The sequence below is a fragment of the Thermohalobaculum sediminis genome (assembly GCF_023487995.1).
Taxonomy (GTDB): Bacteria; Pseudomonadota; Alphaproteobacteria; order Rhodobacterales; family Rhodobacteraceae; genus Thermohalobaculum; species Thermohalobaculum sediminis.
Genome location: NZ_JAMFKN010000006.1, coordinates 1 through 17,438 on the forward strand (window position 1 = coordinate 1; position 17,438 = coordinate 17,438).

Below are 17,438 nucleotides of genomic sequence, written 5' to 3' on the forward strand. Positions count from 1 at the left end.
CCGTCAGCGACGGGACGCTGTCCGGCGATGGCAGCGACACGCCGGTGGTGACGCCGGCGAACGACGCGCCGACGATCGCGATCGGGATGATCGCTGACGACGACGTGTTGAGCGACGCCGAGGACGGGTCGGTGAGCTTTGTCGGGACGACGTCGGGGGTCGAGAACGGCCAGGTGGTATCGCTGTCGCTGCGCGCTGCGGGCGGGACGGAGCTGCTGTGGTCGGGGACGGCGACGGTGGCGTCCGGGACCTGGAGCGTGAGCGGGGTGGACCTGAGCGATCTGGCGGACGGGGCGGACTACACGCTGGAGGCCTCGGTGAGCGACGCGGCGGGGAACGCGGCGGTGCCGGCGGAGCGGAACTTCACTTCGGTGGACTTCGAGTTGACTGTCGGGGTGGTTGAGACAAGCGACTACGGCAACAGGTTCAACGCCGCGCTCGACCCCGACGGCCTGGTTCATGGGGCCTTCGTCATTGATGGTGCGCCTGAAGATCTTGTGCTGAGCTTCGACGGCTTCGATATCGACTACGACGACGAGCTCAGGGTGTTCGTCAATGACGTCGATCTTGGGACGGTTCCGACTGGGGTGGACGAAGGCCTCGCGGCCTATACGCTTTTGCTCTCTGCCGATCTTTTGCAGACCGGCGTCAACTCGATCACCTTCGAGAAGTTGCGCGGCGTGACCTACAAGTGGGGTGTCACCAATCTCCTACTGGAACCGCGGTCTGTGCCGCCGTCGATCACGATCGGGGTGATCGCGGGCGATGACGTGCTGGACGACACCGAGGACGGGTCGGTGAGCTTCGCCGGGACGACGTCGGGGGTCGAGGACGGCCAGGTGGTGTCGCTGTCGCTGCGCGCTGCAGGCGGGACGGAACTGCTGTGGTCGGGGACGGCGACGGTGGCGTCCGGGACCTGGAGCGTGAGCGGGGTGGACCTGAGCGGTCTGGCGGACGGGGCGGACTACACGCTGGAGGCCTCGGTGAGCGACGCGGCGGGGAACACGGCGGTGCCGGCGGAGCGGGACTTCGCGACGATCGGCGCGACGGCGCCGTCGATCACGATCGGGGTGATCGCGGGCGACGACGTGCTGGACGACACCGAGGACGGGTCGGTGAGCTTCGCCGGGACGACGTCGGGGGTCGAGGACGGCAAGGTGGTGTCGCTGTCGCTGCGCGCTGTAGGCGGGACGGAACTGCTGTGGTCGGGGACGGCGACGGTGGCGTCTGGGACCTGGAGCGTGAGCGGGGTGGACCTGAGCGGTCTGGCGGACGGAGCGGATTACACGCTGGAGGCCTCGGTGAGCGACGCGGCGGTGCCGGCGGAGCGGGACTTCGCGACGATCGGCGCGACGGTGGATTTCGAGTTGACTATCGGGGTGATTGAGACAGGCGATTACGGCAACAGGTTCAATGACGCGCTCGACCCCGACGGCCTGGTTTATGGGGCCTTCGTCATCGATGGCGCGCCCGAAGATCTTGTGCTGAGCTTCGACGGCTTCGACATCGACTACGACGACGAGCTGAGAGTGTTCGTCAATGACGTCGACCTCGGGACTGTTCCGGCCGGAGTCGACGAGGGCTTGGCCGCCTACGTGCTGTCCCTCTCTGCCGATCTTTTGCATACCGGTATCAACTCGATCACCTTCGAGAAGCTGCGCGGCGTGACCTACAAGTGGGGTGTCACCAATATCCTGCTTGAACCCGGATCTGTGCCGCCGCCGCCGCCGGTGTTCAATCTTGGCCTGATCGCGAAGTACGATACGACCCTCTGGTCTGCCGACGACCCTTCCGGTTACGGGTCTGCCGACCCGTCGGGTATCGCCTACATACCGGAACTAGATATGCTCTTCATCGCCGACTCGGAGCATAACGAAAGCCCATTTTTCAGCAGTATCAATCTCTTTGCGGTGAGGACCGATGGTACGTATGTTGGTGCTTTCTCCCTGCGGGGCTTCACGGATGAGCCGACGGGGCTCGGCTACAATCCGCTAGATGGATTGCTCTATATTTCCGACGACGACCAGGCAGCAGTTTTTGTCGTGGATCCTCTCGATCCGACGACACTTCTCAGAACGATCAACCTCTCCGGCCTCGGCATCGGTGACGCCGAGGAGCCTGTCTTCGATCCCTTGACAGGGCATATGTACATTCTGGACGGCGCAGACCGGACACTCTACGAACTCACTGTTGCAGGGGACCTGGTGTCCTCGTTCCGGCTACCGAGTGTCATCACGGACGCAGAAGGACTGGTGTACGATTATCGAGACCAGACATTTCTCGTGTCCAGCGGACTTACAAACGGCGTGGTTTTCAAGATCGACAAAAGCGGCAAGCTCTTGGCTTCGAGCGATTTTCTCAACGACGACATCAACCCATATAGCGGTATCACGCCGAAGCTGAAGGGGCTTGACCTCGCTCCTAGCAGTGATCCCAACGATGGAGACACGCTGAGCCTCTACGCCGTTGATTATGGCGTGGATCAGTTTGCAGACGGCCGGTTGTATGAACTGGACATCTATGACGACTTCAACTTCGTATAGGCTAAGCGTAATGGGGGGACGAGAGATACGGATGTGCTCTGCTGATCGAGTGACCCTGTTAAACGGATCTAGGCCAACAGTGGGAAATGCCGCGTAGAGATCATGATCGAACCAAGCGTAAACTTCATTTGCCACGAAATCCGGCCAATAGCTCGCGGAGTTTAAGATTGGTCCGATATTGCAAGCTCCAAGTTGCGTTTTGCTGAGAATGTGCCATAAGTTGAGGCGCAGGCGGGAAGCCACCAAGCAGCTTCCTGGAGTGCCGCAGTCCAGTCGGAAAGTTTTTGCGTGAATACGATTATCAGACGTTTGCGTACCAGGAAAGGCGCTCGCCGATATATAAGCAATCAGCTATCGGTCGTTGAATTCTTTCGAGAGTTGGACGTTAGGGGCGTGAATTATGTCGTATTGCGTTGGTATGAAAAACTGCCCGAAATCGATCCTGGCGAAGACATTGATATATTGATTGCGGACAATGATCTTCCAAATGTAGTATCGCTGCTAGAGGGGAGGAGGAGCAAGCACCAACCTGTCGATCTCTATAGTGAGACTGGCCTCGATGGAACAACATTCAAAGACATACCCTATTATACCCCAAGAATAGCGAAAGATATTCTGGACCGGTCTGTGAGATGGAACGGGCTCTGCCGAGTCCCCAATCCCCGAGATGCATTTTTGTCATTGGCCTATCACGTCGTATACCATAAAGGTTTGGCCTCGAATGTTCCAATCAAACGCGGAGCACAAAGAACGAGCTATGAATACAAAGACCATGACTATGTGACGATACTCGCGGATAAGGCGGCGATTGCAGGTATATCGCTTAAACCGGCTGAAATTAACCTTGAGTACCTTCATGACTTTCTGGGGAAAGTCGATTGGCGCCCACCCATTGACACTCTTACAAAGTTAGCGCCGCACAACGCGTGGCTTAAGGCTATTATTTCTGAGGAAGAGGATAAGTTAGCCGAGCATCTAACGGGTCTTGCCTGCTTTATCGTCAGAGACCGAGGCGTTTACTTGCTCCCGAGGATCCGAGAGACACTCGAGAAATACGGATACGATATCCTTTGGGAAGCACCCCTCAGCAATGCGGATGCCAAAGTAGTTCAGTCGCATGTTTGCGGCGGGGTGTGGAGCCGCGGGTCGTGGCCGGTAAACGGCGGCGAGCCTGCGCACCTAATAATGGCCTACGATGTCTTCCCGATCTCTCCGCATGACGGAGATATGGCTAAGCATCCTGGATTGAACAACAGGCGGCTATTGGAGGCTAAAGAGGGACTCCGAAGCCTCTACAACCATGATCGACTGCCGAAAGAGCTTTGTAACATAGTGCAAAGCTCTGATAATGGAACACAAGCGCTACAATACTTGCGTCTTATCGCGCCGCAATTAGAGGAGACTCTAAATAAGAAAGTATACCAAATACACCAAAGGCATCAATCACCTTTTCCAATATTGTCGGAGTTTGGTGGATTGTCTAGGAGAGCAAAGGTTTATTTGATTAAATACGGCGATCAAACTGCTGTCCTCAAGATGTTTCGGACGGGGCGGGAGCGGTTCATGGAGCGGGAAATTGCTGCGCGAGAGATAGGAAAACCGCTCATGAATATGTCTGAAATCCTAGAAATTGGAGAAAACTACCTGGTACTAAAGCGCTACCGAAGCTCAGATCGACTCTCTTGGATGCGTGTTCCAGGGATAAATCGTCGGGGCTATATCAGGCCCATTTATCTTAAGGAAATCCGAAAAATACTCCTACACTTCTGTAAATCTGGTTACGATTGGATTGATTTTCGTCCTGATGACCTGATCTTGGATAAGAAAGAAGGGCTGAAGGCTCTGGATTTCGAGTTTATACAGATCTCTTCTGAGGAGTCCAATAATTTGAATAAATGTCTCGCCTTGTTTCCACCTAGTGACGATTTCAAAGGTGAACTTCCAATAGATTTTAGTTTATCAGTCTTTTATCCATATGAAAGCCTTCTTCGTCCAAGAACTGGCGTTCCAGTTGAATTATTTCTTCGGGATACGTCGGTCTGGCATTTAACACTGGCGCAGACCGTAAGCCTGGTCAGAAAAACCGTGCCGTGGACAATCGCTCGGCTACGGACTTGGTTCCGAGCCAGCCGTTTAAGATCGCGACTCTGGAATATTGCTCACCGTATCGCTGATTAATGCCTTTGGAAACGCGGTTTATGATCCCTGTTATCACGGTGGTGGGCATGCAAGTGGCTCAGTTCGATGAAGATGTTTTCTGGAGTAAACTGCTCGTGTGATGCGAGACAGCATACGCGATCATTTTTGTCGACCGATTCGCAGAGGCTGCGTAAAGCTTAATGCTTGAGCGAGATGGGAGTCGGGGCTGTGACGCAGAGTGCTTCCGTCTCTGTGTGCGGTACAATTTTGGAAAGATCGAAAAGGCCTGAGCATGGTTTCAAGCGTAGCAGTCAGATCTTCCCGGTCAGCGGATGCTGGTAAGGGTCCGTCCGTGAGCGTCGTGATCCCAACTTACAATCGGCCGCAATTCCTGCGGGAAGCGGTGGAAAGTGTGCTCGCGCAAACTCTGTCGCCACGAGAAATCATTGTCGTCGACGATTGCTCGCCCGTTGAGGTGACCCCTCATCTGGCAGGCATGCCATCATGGGTCATATACTACCGTCTTTCCAAGAACCGGGGCGTTTCGGCAGCGCGCAACAAGGGAGTTGAACTGGCAACGTCGGATTTCGTCGCGTTTCTCGATGACGACGATGTCTGGGAGACGAATTACCTGGAATTTCAGGTGGCAGCACTTGCAAAGGGTGCGGAAGCGGCGCTCTGTGGCTTTTCCTTCATGGATTTGGACGGCGTAAATGTCGTTAATGCCACGCGGGTGAGCCAGAATGACCTGCGGTGGGGCAACAAATACTGCGGTGCCACGGGGCTTTTTGCTCGCCGGGATGTTCTGCTCCAAGAGCGTTGGGACGAAACGCTGCGTTATAGCGAAGACTGGGACCTTTTTATTCGCTTGAGTAAGAGATGTGATCTTGCATATTCCGCGCGGCCGCTTTTCCGGCGGCGGTTTGGGAATCATGAAAGTCTTGTTCTGGCTGGGAGGCACGCGGATATTGATGCGCTTGAGCGCCGCGCGCTCGTTTTGTGCAAACATCGAGAGTGGTTGGGGGAATTTAATTATCGTTACCGCCTTGCATCTTATCTCCTGACTTATATCGGAGCTCGGGAGCAAAAGATGCTTTTCTTCAAGCACGCTATAAGGCGGGCGGGGATAGTAGCAACGGCGAGTGTAATTTTTAAAAAATTTGCTAGTCGCTTGATGTGGCGTCGGACCTAAGCCCCGCGAGGCAGGAGAGTTCCCTATGTGATCGAGGAGTACACCCTGTGCGGGGTGGCTTATTTTCGGATCAAGCCTGCGAAACCGTACGGCAGTCCCGAGACGAGAGCATCGACGTAGCGCGATTTCTGAAACAGACCGTTCAGCGATACGCGTGGCAGCGCCGTCGGCGATGCAGCATACTTTGATTGCAGGACAGCAGGCTGTGTCGTCACGGCGAGGGAAAGCCCCGAATCCTGGATGGCGGCGAACTCGCGTCGACCCGCCGCGCGGCGGTCACCGTAAGGGTAAGCGAAACAGCTTGGCTGATGGCCTGTCCAAGCGCGCAGTCGCTCCACAGACTCATTGATCTCGCCGATCAATCGCGGGCGATCAACTTGCGCAAGTGAGGGGTGGCTGACTGTATGGGGCTCGAGGCGCGCGAGGGGGTGCTGAGACAGCTTCCGGACGTCATCCTCGGTCATGATCAGCTCATCAGTGATCCCGATGGGATCGAGTCCGCTAGCACGAGCTGCAAGATTTAACGCCTTGATCGCGACATCTTGTGCAGGGCCCGTCATGAGCGGAAGAAGCGCTTGAAACAAGGCTGCCTTCTGCGCGTTGCGGCGAACGTCGAAGCGCTGCGTGCCGCTGCCGAGATCGAGCGTCACATTGTCCGATACGCGGAGGAGCCGCTCCGCCGTTTCCCACCAGAGCGTAAAGCGACGCTCGACGAAACCGCTTGTTGTGAAGACCGTGAAGGGGACGCCGTGCTGTTCGAAGACCGGGAGAGCATGCTCGAAATTGTTTCGATAGCCGTCGTCGAGTGTAACGGCAAAGACGCGATCCGATGGATCGCCTCGGCACATCGTCTCGGGAAGTTCCGTCAGATCAACCGCACGCAGACCGAGCGCCTTGAGGCGCGCGAGCGCGGCATCTAGGTACTCTGGAGTGACCGAGAGAAGTGCGTTCGGATCAAACGCTGTCTCCGATGCTGGGCGGACGTGATGCAGCATGAATATGAGCCCGAGTCCTGCCGCTCCCTGAAACAGCCCGAGGCGCGCCGCAACGGCGGCTGTCTCTAGTCCTCCCGCGATGACTGCGCGCCTCAATTCCTGGCGAGCCATGGCATATGCGGATGCCTTGGGACGCAAGATCAGAGGTCCCGCGGCTGAACGCATCTTTTCCCCCTTCGCTGTCCACTAACGGCTGAATCCTCGGCGAGTACCACCGGGCTGTCGAGGCAGCTTATACGCTCTTGCCCGGTGCTGAAAATCTCCCGAATTGTCGTGATGATGGGGTCCGGCGCACGAGCTGGCGACAGGCGCGCAGTTTTGGCGGCTTGCCGCCAAGCTCCAAATTCAGCATTATTTAGTTAGGTCCTTGGAGTATGTTGTCCGCTCGGTTTCAAGCGGTGGATCGGGATGTGAAGTATGCGTGATAATGTTGAGGATTTAGCCGTTTCCGTCATCATTCCGGTTTGGAATGACCCGCAGAGATTGAGGCTCTGTCTTGAAGCGCTCGATATGCAGACGCTTGAGCGGGACCGCTTCGAGGTCATCGTCGCCGATAACGGCTCCACGGACAACACGGTCGAGGTTGCGAGATCCTTTCCGGGGGTTAAGATTGTAATTGAGCCCCAGAAAGGATCATACGCCGCGCGCAACTCAGGGGCACGTGAAGCGCGCGGCAAAGTTATTGCATTCACGGATGCCGACTGCATTCCGTCGCCACAATGGCTGGAAAACGGACTGAAGTACCTTGCCGAGAACCCGGATACCGGTGTGCTGGCGGGCGAGGTCACTCTTTTCGCACCCGCGACCGGGGCGCGGCGTGTGTGTGTCAATTATGAGAAAATGTTCGAGTTAAGGCAGCGCTCGAATGTCGAGCGATGGGGCATGGCGGTGACCGCAAACATCATGTGTTCGCGCGAAGTCTTCACCAACCTCGGAGGGTTTGATCAGAAATTGTTGTCAACGGGCGATGCCGAGTTTACGAGGCGCGCGGTGGCAGGGGGCCATGCCCTTATCTATGTCGAGGGCGTAGAGGTCCGGCACCCGATACGCGGCGCGCTCAAGGAAGTGGTCAGTAAGCATGTCCGCGTTCAAGGCGGCGTTTGGGACCGCTGGTTGCCTACACCAAAGCTTATGACGCTCTATGTATTTGCGGCGCGTTGTGCGGCGGGACGTTCGCTGAAGGCGATTTATTCCCAGGAGTTTTCGTTTCTCGAAAAAGTTGAATTGCTGGCGTTCATAAATTTTCTGTTTGCCGCGTCTCTCTATGAGTACACGAGGCGTTCATTGGGGTTCGCGGCAAGGAGACGCTAGCTCCTTGCGATCTGACCTGAGACCCGTTTCCTCCTCCGGTTTGAGGTAGAGTCCGTCCCAACCAGGGAGAGGGACGGAATGAAGAGATCACGGTTCACCGAGGAGCAGATCATCGCGATCCTGAAGCTGCAGGAGAGCGGCGTAGCTACGGCGGATGTGTGTCGCGAGCACGGGATCAGCTCGGCGACATTCTACAAGTGGAAGGCCAAGTTCGGAGGGCTGGAGGTGTCGGACGCCCGGCGGCTCAAGGCGCTCGAGGACGAGAACGCGAAGCTGAAGAAGCTGCTGGCCGAGCAGATGCTGGACAACGCGATGTTGAAGGATGTGGCCTCGCGAAAGTGGTGACGCCCGCAGCCAGGCGGGAGGTCGTGGCGCACCTCTGCTCAGCGCATCAGGTGAGCCAGCGGCGGGCGTGCACCGTTCTGGGCGTCGACCGGTCGAGCGTGCGGTATCGCAGCGTTCGTCCGGACGATGCCGAGTTGCGCCAGGCAATGAAGGCGGTGGGGGCTGAACGCCGTCGCTTCGGGTATCGGCGCGTGCATGTGATGCTGGAACGGCAAGGCTGGCAGGTGAGCCAGAAGAAGCTGAGGCGGCTCTATCGCGAAGAGAAGCTGCAGGTGAAGAAGCGCGGCGGCCGGAAACGGGCGATCGGGACGCGCAGACCGATGGTGGTGCCTGAACGGCCCAACGAGCGCTGGAGCCTGGATTTCGTCTCGGACGCCTTCACAGATGGGCGCAGGTTCCGAGTGTTGGCTGTCGTCGACGATTTCACCCGCGAATGTCTGGCACTGGTCGCCGACACCTCGCTCTCCGGGCCGCGCGTCACCCGGGAACTCACGACGATCATGGCGCGGCAAGGGCGGCCCAAGACCATTGTCAGCGACAACGGCACGGAACTGACCAGTATGGCCGTGCTTCAATGGTGCCAGGACACGCAGATCGACTGGCACTACATCGCGCCGGGCAAGCCGATGCAAAACGCCTTCGTCGAGAGCTTCAACGGCAGCTTTCGGGACGAGCTTTTGAATGAAACCCTGTTCTCGTCGCTGGCAGAGGCCCGAGAAAAGATCACTGCATGGAAGGAGGACTACAACCGCAACAGACCCCACTCATCCCTCGGCAATCTCACGCCGCAGGAATTCGCAATCAAATCGAGACTGGAAACCAAGGCCGCATGAGGCCAGAAATCAACCGACGGATTTTCCCAAAGGCCGGAGCGAAGTCGGGTCTCACGTCAGATCTCGTAGATGCTGCTTCTAGCCGCCGTGATTCGTCCACCCTTGTTCAGTAAATTAGGAGCTACGTGATCGACGCGTGTGCGTCATGCTGGCTTGGCTCGCGGTCGTGTCACGGCCCCGGGGTCTGCCACATTCCGGAGGTAGAAGCCTGACGTCGGGGCGCCCACTGCAACGTGGGATGCATTGAAGCGAAAACGCCTTGTTGACGGGCGCGCAGCGCTCGATCAAGGTGTCTACTGGAGGTTGTGTTTCTGGGCCGCATATCTTCATCTGCGAGATCGAGATGGCCCGGGTAAAGTATGGGTTAGCGTAATGAGCAGAGCGTTTGCACGCCAGATTATCACGAAAACTATATACCGAGCGACTCGCGGATGGCCCCGCCTAAGTGAGAAATTTGCGCGAAAATTTTTCAATAAGCGGAGGAAGCGCTATATTGATCCGCGTATTTCAGTGCCGGAATTCTTCAAACTATTGAGGGATAGAGATGTAGATTACGTTGTTCTGCGGCGGTTTGAAGAGCTGCCAGATATCCCCAAAGGGCGGAGTCTGGATATCTTGATTGCTGACCATGATCTTGAGCGAATAGCGGATCTCTGGTCGCTTTGGCCACTCGGTCAGCAGATTGATCTTTATTCAGAGACCGGGCGCTCTGGATTTGCGTTTTCTCCCTCGTTCGTGGAACTACGGCAGCCACACGAGATGGCCCCGTTCCCGCCTCATCTTGCTCGGCAGATCTTGGAACGCGCCTGTCTGCGCGATGGTCTGTACAGGGTGCCGTGTGAGGCGGATCATTTCCTTTCAATCGCGTATCATGCGGTCTACCTGGAGGGGCTACGCTCTGGGCTCGCAAGCACCTTGATGGAGAGCGAATTAGCCGAGCGCGTGTCGCATGATTATGCGACAGTCCTTGGGGAACTGGCGATTAGAGTCGGCATCTCTGTACCATCTGCGGCAACGCTTGAAGATCTCGATGAAATACTTGGCGCATGCGGATGGCGGCCCACCGAAGATATGCTCGAGCGTATCTCGGTCTGGTCGCCCTGGGTACAGCGCCGTTACTTTTCATCCCCCGATGCCTTTCAGCGTCTGCCGGGAGTAACGGTCTTCTTTGTCCGCGAAAGGGCGAGTTTGGAAGGCTGGATGGACGGGATTGTAGAGCTGATTGAGAATCGCGGATTCGAGCCGCTCCTCGTGAGGGAGCTGACGCCTGAACATAAGCGGTCCGTGACGCAAGAGATCCGGGGTGGAAATTGGGGCCAAGGCGTCTTTGCCCTTAGTGGCGGACCACCCGTGTCTATCATTGTGGCGCTTGACGTTTTGCCAATGCCCGTGCCGAGGGAAATTGCCAAGGAGCATCCGCTGCTCGAGAACTTGCGGACGCTCAAGGTCAAGAACATGATTCGAATAATGATTAACGCGGATCGGCCCCGTAAGCAGCAGTATAACGCGGTTCATTCCACCGATAGTTTCAGGCAGGCATGGAGCGCAATTCAGCTCTGTGCGCCTGAAGATATCGGATGGCTCGCAGAGACGGTCCGGGCGCGCCTTGACGAGTTCGGTCTGCCGGCAGATCAAAGCAGGAACATGACGCGGCACGGTCACCGTGCAAGAGTTGAAATTATCCAGCGGGACGGTGGACTTGCAGTCAAGAAGACGTTCAAACCTCAGTGCCGAAGGTTCCTCGAAAGGGAGGTTGAAGTTCTGCAGCTGCTTGCCGATTCCGGGAATGTGCCTAAGATATTGGCGGTAAAGGATAATGCTGTTCTGCTCGAGCACATCGAGGATGTCTGGCGGGGGAATGTTCCGCGCCCCTTGCCGCTCAGTTGCGTCCGGCAGCTCGCCGGAATGATCAAGACAGTGGCCGCTGCAGGCTATGACCCCGTCGACTTCGCTCCCCGCAATAATTTGCTGATGGATCGCAACGGCGGAATGAAAGCAATCGATTTCGAGTTTTGGCATGATCGGGGCGAAAGCTATCCGCCCGACGATGCTCATGGGCTCGTAGGGGTGCCAGACACATCTCGCGGTGATCTGCCCGCCGGCGTCGATTACTTTCGCAATCCGTATCCGAGCCAGTGGTTCCCATATACCGGTCTTGACCTCGCGACGTTCCTGAATGGTTCGCCCATTCGGCAAATCATGATGCGCACTATCAATTACCCGTACATCAAGGTTCGTTACGTGCTTGCACCCTTCCTGTGGAAAGCAGCGATCAAGGGAAATGAGCCGTACACATTGACGAAGTTGGGGCGTGGGCTGCGCGCCGTGTGGCGTATCGGCAAGAAATTTCACGCCGAAATCCTGCATCGCGCGTAAATGAAGGTGTGCCATGATTTTTTGCAAAGTTGGGCAGAATTATCCTTCTTGTCGAAAATTCCGCCGCTCGGCAAAACGACGAGTCGAGCGAGCGCGATCACATATCCTTTTCAGCGGCCGGGGCGACCCTACTCCAGGGGGCAACCGGTTTGAGTTGGAGTGATGGAGATGCTGTCACGGGGCATGTTCGCATCGCACAACGACCGGGTGCTTGTGTTCAGATGTAACGCACTGCCGCACCGAGCCACGCCAGCGACGCAAGAGCCGGAGGTGTCGCGCCGTATCGCGCTCTGGGTGAGGGGGCGCCACAGAATCACCATAAACGCGAGCGAGTCTGACGGCGGCTTTGCAGTTGTGGCGCTTAGGCGGGGACGTCGGATTGTGGTCATGTGCGCTCGATGATGCACGGCTTAATGTCGCATGACGTAAATCCCGATTCGCCGCAGCTCGTTGATCCGACTTCGATGCGCGGGAAGGCGTAGTGTATGTGGTCGGCGATCGTCATCTCGATGAGTTTTTTCTACACTGCACTGGTCGTCCGAACGGCGTCGCGCGCTCAGGACCGTCATCTGGCTTTCGTAATTGTCGCCCTAGGCTCGCGCTATCTCATCTCGGCGTTTTCGAGCGCCACGAATACGCCCGTCGTCGGAGGGCTATCTGCCATTGCGCTGTCGAGTGTCGCTATTAGTGCGCTGGGCCTGTTGATCGTCGACAAGCGTCTCCTAAGCCTCCGCGCGTTGCTTCCTTTCTATATATTCGTGTTCTTCGTCGCGTTTTCCGGGATCGCCAACGGCAAATTCATCACGTTGTTCATGGTATTCACCAAGTTCATCTACCTCGTAACGATCCAGCTTGCCTTGTTTCACGCCTTGGAAAGCTTGGGGCCACGGCGAGTCTTTAGTACCCTTTTGCTGGTCTTCACGATGCCCGCGGGGCTTCAGGCCATATCGGTCCTGTTGGGTTTGGATTCGCGGGCTCTCGGGGTTACCCAACGGCTCTCAGCCGGCGAGCTGAATCCGCAGGACATTAACTTCATCGGTCCCTACGGACACGAGAGCGGGTTTTCCATGATCCTGCTGACGATGCTGGTATGTGTGGCTTTCTGGCGTTCGCGATATGGTGCGGCGTTCTGGGTGCTCCTCGCTGCTACGATACTCGGAATCATGTTTGCAAACTATCGGACGACAATTCTTGCGGCGGGCCCAATCCTTCTCGTGATCATTTTTGTTCGTTCGGCCAAGATCTTCGCGGCGGGTCAGCGTGGGTTCTGGGTGACGCTGTCCGTGCTTGCCGCTATCGCCGCGAGCATCGTCGTTCTTGGGCCAAGCGAACTTGTGACCCGCTTCAGCGATCTGATCGCGATTGATCTCGCGAACTTCTCACGCTCGCCTAACATGCTGACCGAGGCCGAGCGCGACCTGTTGTCGGCGCGCCTCTACATCTGGAGCCAGTATCTTTCAGCTTTTCGCGAGGCCGATATCGCGAACCAGCTGATCGGCTTCGGGCCTGAAAGCTGGCAGGGGGTCTTTGTCCTGTATGCGCACAACACCTTCATCTCTTATCTCTATGAGTTTGGATATCTTGGCCTGATTGCGTTCCTTGTGTTCTGGATTGGAAATTTTGCGATGTGCCTTGCGATCAAGGATGCGGGGCTGTGTATGTTGATGCTGTCAATCTATGCGGGGTTCACCATCCTGAACCTCGCGACGATGCCGATTTGGCAGGTTGAAGGCCTGATCTGCTTCGCGGTCATGAATGGTTGCCTCCTGCATTACTCACGACGAACGGTTGGGCATCGGGGGCTGGTAGACGAGAATTTGAAAGGTCGCGCCAAATCCTCCCGGGCGGCATCCGCGACGATCGTTCTCGATCTTGACCAGGGCCGCGATGCCAGCCGCGGCTGAGGGGCGCCGCACGAAGCTTTGCGTTGCCGGCCTGCGGGGCGTGCCAGGCGTCATGGGCGGCGTCGAGACCCACAGCGAGCAGCTCTACCCGCGCATCGCGGGCATGGGAGGCGCGCTAGACATCGTCGTGCTCGGGCGCAGGGGCTACATCGACGACGGCAGGCGCACGTGGCGCGGCGTCGTCGTCCAGCCACTTTGGGCAATCCGAAACAAGTATCTCGAGACGCTGCTCCACACGACGGTCTGCATCTTCCACGCGCGCTTTCGCGAGCAGGCGGATGTCATGCATATCCACGCCATCGGATCGGGACTGCTGACGCCGCTCGCGCGTCTTTTGGGTATGCGCGTGGTCGCGACCCATCACGGCCAGGACTATAAGCGCGAGAAATGGAACGCCGTTGCCAAGTTCGCACTGCGGATGGGGGAGGCGCTCTCGGTGCTTTCGGCCAACCGGATCATCCTGGTAAGCGCGAGTTCCGCGCGTTCGCTGGCCGAGCGCTTCCCGTCCCGACGGGCCGCGATCATGCACATCCCAAATGGTGCGTCGCTGCCCGAGCCGAGCCGGCCGGCGGCCGAGGTTCTTGCAGAGTTCGGGCTGACACCCGGCGGCTTCATCCTTGCCGTCGGCCGTCTGGACCCGGGCAAGAGGTTCCAGGACCTGATCGCCGCCCACGCCAAGGCGCCAGCGGCGCCGCCGCTCCTCATCGTCGGCGGCGCCGATCACGAGGACCGCTTCACGCGGGATTTGCGGGCGCATGCGTCGGAACGCGTGATCTTCGCCGGACGGCGCAGCCTCGATGAGCTTTCCACGCTCTACCGGTCATGCGGTCTGTTCGTGCTGCCCTCGGCACATGAGGGGCTGCCGATCTCGGCGCTCGAGGCACTGGTGGCACGGGCGCCGGCGCTCCTGAGCGACATCGGTCCGAATCTTGATCTCGGTCTGCCGCCGGAGTGTTATTTCCGGATGGGCGACGTGGCCCAGCTTGCGGCAAAGCTTGCGGCGCATGACCCGCAGAATGGCTATGAGGCACTGCGGCCGCAGTCGTCGGAACTGGTCCGGGAATATGACTGGGACGAGGTCGCACGCCGCACGCGGGCGGTGATACTCGAACTGGCGGCGGAAGGCGGGGCGGGCGAAGGGCGCCGCGCATGACGCAAAAGCGGGTCGCCATCATCATCAATTCGCTGGTTGGCGGGGGAGCCGAGCGCGTTCTTTCGGTGCTCCTTGCCCGTATCGCCGCCTGGCAAGTCGAGGGGGACGGTCCGCCAGCGCTCGAGGGGGTGCGGCTGCATCTCGTCCTGCTCGACCGGGTGGACGAGAAATACGAGATCCCTGACGCGGTCCCGCGCACCAATCTCGATTGCGGCGAGCGGATGCTAACCAGCACGCTCCGGCTCTGGCGCATGCTGCGCCGTCTTCGGCCCGCGATGACGGTCAGCTTCCTGACCCGCGCGAACTGCGCGAACATCATCGCGGCGCGCTCTTTCGGTTTTCCCTGCGTGGTGTCCGAGCGGATCAACACCACCTATCACCTTGGTGCAGCAGCGCGGGGCCGCGTGCTGAGATGGCTGGTCCGCGCGCTCTACCCGCGTGCCGATGGCGTGATCGCCGTGTCGGAGGGCGTGTGCGAGGATCTGACCGCGCATTATGGAGTGCCGGCCGCGAAGGTGGCGGTCATCCCGAACCCTTACGACATCGACGGGATCCGCGCGCTCGCCGGGCAGGAGCCGGAATGGCTCCCGCCGGGCGGGCGGTCCTATCTTCTGGCTGTTGGCCGGCTCACCGCGGCGAAGAACTACGCGATGCTGATCCGCGCCTTTGCCGCCGCGCGCATCGACTGTGATCTTGTCATCCTTGGCCAGGGTGAGGCGCGCGATGCGCTGGCGGAGCTTGCCCGAGACCTCGGTGTCGCGGGGCGCGTGCATCTGCCGGGCTTTGCGCGCAACCCGTACCCGATCTTCGCGCGCTCGGCGGGGTTCGTGCTGTCATCGAACGTCGAGGGTTTCCCGAACGCCCTGGCCGAGGCGATGGTTCTAGGGTGCCGGGTCGTGGCGACGGATTGTCCTTCAGGGCCGTCCGAACTCCTCGGTGCGCAAGCACCTGCGGGATCGGGCGTCGTCCGCACCGGTTGCGGCATTCTCGTTCCGGTCGACGATGGCGATGCGATGCGCGCCGCGCTGGAGCAGCTGATGGCGATGGAGCGGGCCGGCGACATCGGCGCGGCGGCGGCGCGGCGCATGGAAGACTACCGGGTCGACGCGATCGCGGCGGAATATATCGAGGTCATCGCCCGCGCCTGCCGGGGTTGTGTGCGCCGCTAGATGGGGGCGGGCCCCGTGGCGGGTGGCGCCGGCGCGTGGCGGGTCCTGCTGTGACCCCCGATGATCATCCAGCTGAAACCGGAGTCGGCGCTTCACTGTTGCGCTCTCGCGCTGACGGAGCAACGGGCGGCTGGCGGAGCGCTTCCATATCGCGGAGCCTGCCGCCCGTTGCGGTGAGCTGGGCGGCATAGGCCGCCGCGCGCCGCGGCTTGCGCGGCCGGAGCCTGCCCTGGCGTTGTGCTGCATCGCGGCAGGGCCCGTGTCACCTGAATCCTCAGTATTCCGCGAGAAACCCTTGCCCTTTTGGCGAAATTCGTTGACGCTCGTTATCGTGGTGCTGGCATGGTTGTTTCGCCTAAAACGGGTAATTCGGTGGAGCCACGTCTGTTCGTTCTGTGTTTTCAGGCGCCCAGCCTCTGTCTGGCGTTGGGGGTGTTGCTGTGTGTCGACGCCGTTGGCGTTGGCGCCGGAGAGCGCATTCCCCCCGATGCGTCCCCGGCGATGCATCTCGCCGGCGACGGATCGCGCGACGCATCGCGAGGGGGGCAACCGCGGTGGATCGATCCGAAACGCGAGCATCTCGACACGGCGCGGAGGCTGACGGCCGCGGCGCTCGCCACGACCGGCGAGGCGCGCGTGAAACTGGCACTGGGCGCCGCCGACGCGGCGCACCGCAGCCTGTCCTTCGGTCCGGCGAACGCCTATGCGTGGCTGACGCTCGCCTGGGCAGAGTTTGCGGCGGGCAACGACGCGGCTGCGAAAGCGGCGCTGGCGGCGTCCTGGGAATGGGCGCCGCATTCGGGCAACCTGTCATTCATGCGGCTGCTGCTCGCCCTGAAATGGTGGCCCGAAGCGGACCCCGGCGAGCGCGGGCGCATCGTCGAGGAGGCCAGGATGGCGCGCGTCGTGCATCGCGCCGCCTTCATCGACGAGATGCAGCGCAATCCGCGCCTTTGGACGGTCTGGCGCCTGATTTACGAGGTCGACTATCCGAAGGAGCTGAGGAGATGAGAGCGGCTTTCGGCATCGAACGGAAGGTTCATGATCCGCAAGAGCTTGCGATCTTTGCCGGAGCGTAGACTGACGGCCGGGGCAGGGCGTGCTCTGCGCGCAGGAGAGCGTATGGGACGACCGGCGGGTGGCGGCAATGCGGTTTGGGTGAGAGTTCAGGGGGTGGAGTAATGAAGTCGATTGGAAAATGCCTAGCCGGTTGCGTGCTTGCGGCGGCGATGCTTGCCGCGTCTCAGTCTTCGGCGGCGGAGAAGGCGCCCGAGGTGACTCAGGCGGACGCCGAGGAAGCGGCGCGCGCGATCGCGCATTACTGCAAGGTCGTCTCGGAGCGGATCGAGGGGATCATCTCGGACCAGTGGGCGACGCAGGACCTTCAGGACCTGGCGAGCGTCTGGCGGGATCTGAACTGTCACCAGGTGTTTGGCGTGGACGAACGCGTTCGCCTTCGGGTGCGTTGATACGAGGGG

The 17,438-nt window shown here is 59.2% G+C and carries 12 protein-coding genes; 11 read left to right on the plus strand and 1 reads right to left on the minus strand.

Annotation, left to right across the window (positions count from 1 at the left end; genetic code table 11):
* From M1105_RS12935 to M1105_RS12945, 3 genes are all read left to right on the plus strand, one after another.
* Nucleotides 1-2,543: hypothetical protein (locus M1105_RS12935; RefSeq protein WP_249580793.1), on the plus strand; the 2,543-nt coding region annotated here is incomplete at its 5' end.
* A gap of 393 nt (nt 2,544-2,936) precedes the next feature.
* Nucleotides 2,937-4,721 (plus strand): hypothetical protein, encoded by a 1,785-nt coding sequence (locus tag M1105_RS12940; protein WP_249580794.1) that lies wholly within the window; start codon nt 2,937-2,939, stop codon nt 4,719-4,721.
* A 313-nt stretch (nt 4,722-5,034) separates the two neighbouring features.
* Nucleotides 5,035-5,874, plus strand: coding sequence for a glycosyltransferase family 2 protein (locus M1105_RS12945; RefSeq protein ID WP_249580795.1), 840 nt, complete (start codon nt 5,035-5,037; stop codon nt 5,872-5,874).
* A 59-nt stretch (nt 5,875-5,933) separates the two neighbouring features.
* Here the strand turns inward: M1105_RS12945 and M1105_RS12950 are convergent, their stop codons facing one another.
* Complete coding sequence (locus tag M1105_RS12950) at nt 5,934-6,869, minus strand: polysaccharide deacetylase family protein (RefSeq protein WP_249580796.1); 936 nt, start codon at nt 6,867-6,869, stop codon at nt 5,934-5,936.
* Nucleotides 6,870-7,286: 417 nt separating this feature from the next.
* Here M1105_RS12950 and M1105_RS12955 point away from each other — a divergent pair, with 417 nt between their 5' ends.
* The 8 genes from M1105_RS12955 (at nt 7,287) to M1105_RS12990 (ending at nt 17,429) form a co-directional block, all read left to right on the plus strand.
* Nucleotides 7,287-8,180: a glycosyltransferase gene (locus M1105_RS12955; RefSeq protein WP_249580797.1), complete on the plus strand. Its 894-nt coding sequence runs from the start codon at nt 7,287-7,289 to the stop codon at nt 8,178-8,180.
* A gap of 78 nt (nt 8,181-8,258) precedes the next feature.
* A protein-coding gene (locus tag M1105_RS12960) for an IS3 family transposase (RefSeq protein WP_406600623.1) occupies nt 8,259-9,358 on the plus strand; the annotation gives its coding sequence in 2 pieces (ribosomal slippage) (nt 8,259-8,520 and nt 8,520-9,358; 1,101 coding nt in all).
* 372 nt (nt 9,359-9,730) lie between these two features.
* Entirely contained in the window at nt 9,731-11,734 is a 2,004-nt protein-coding gene (locus M1105_RS12965; RefSeq protein ID WP_249580799.1) for a hypothetical protein, read from the plus strand.
* Between the two features lie 485 nt (nt 11,735-12,219).
* Nucleotides 12,220-13,638 (plus strand): O-antigen ligase family protein, encoded by a 1,419-nt coding sequence (locus tag M1105_RS12970; RefSeq protein ID WP_249580800.1) that lies wholly within the window; start codon nt 12,220-12,222, stop codon nt 13,636-13,638.
* Nucleotides 13,622-14,791, plus strand: a complete 1,170-nt coding sequence (locus tag M1105_RS12975; RefSeq protein WP_249580801.1) for a glycosyltransferase family 4 protein — start codon at nt 13,622-13,624, stop codon at nt 14,789-14,791. Before M1105_RS12970 ends, M1105_RS12975 begins: the two co-directional genes overlap by 17 nt.
* On the plus strand, nt 14,788-15,960 hold the full coding sequence (locus M1105_RS12980; protein ID WP_249580802.1) for a glycosyltransferase: 1,173 nt from the start codon (nt 14,788-14,790) through the stop codon (nt 15,958-15,960). The genes M1105_RS12975 and M1105_RS12980 overlap by 4 nt, the downstream gene beginning before the upstream one ends.
* Nucleotides 15,961-16,332: 372 nt before the next feature.
* Nucleotides 16,333-16,971, plus strand: a complete 639-nt coding sequence (locus tag M1105_RS12985) for a hypothetical protein (protein WP_249580803.1) — start codon at nt 16,333-16,335, stop codon at nt 16,969-16,971.
* Between the two features lie 263 nt (nt 16,972-17,234).
* Nucleotides 17,235-17,429 carry a hypothetical protein gene (locus M1105_RS12990; RefSeq protein ID WP_249580804.1) on the plus strand — a complete coding sequence of 65 codons (195 nt, stop codon included), beginning with the start codon at nt 17,235-17,237 and terminating at the stop codon, nt 17,427-17,429.
* The last annotated feature ends 9 nt before the right edge of the window (nt 17,430-17,438 follow it).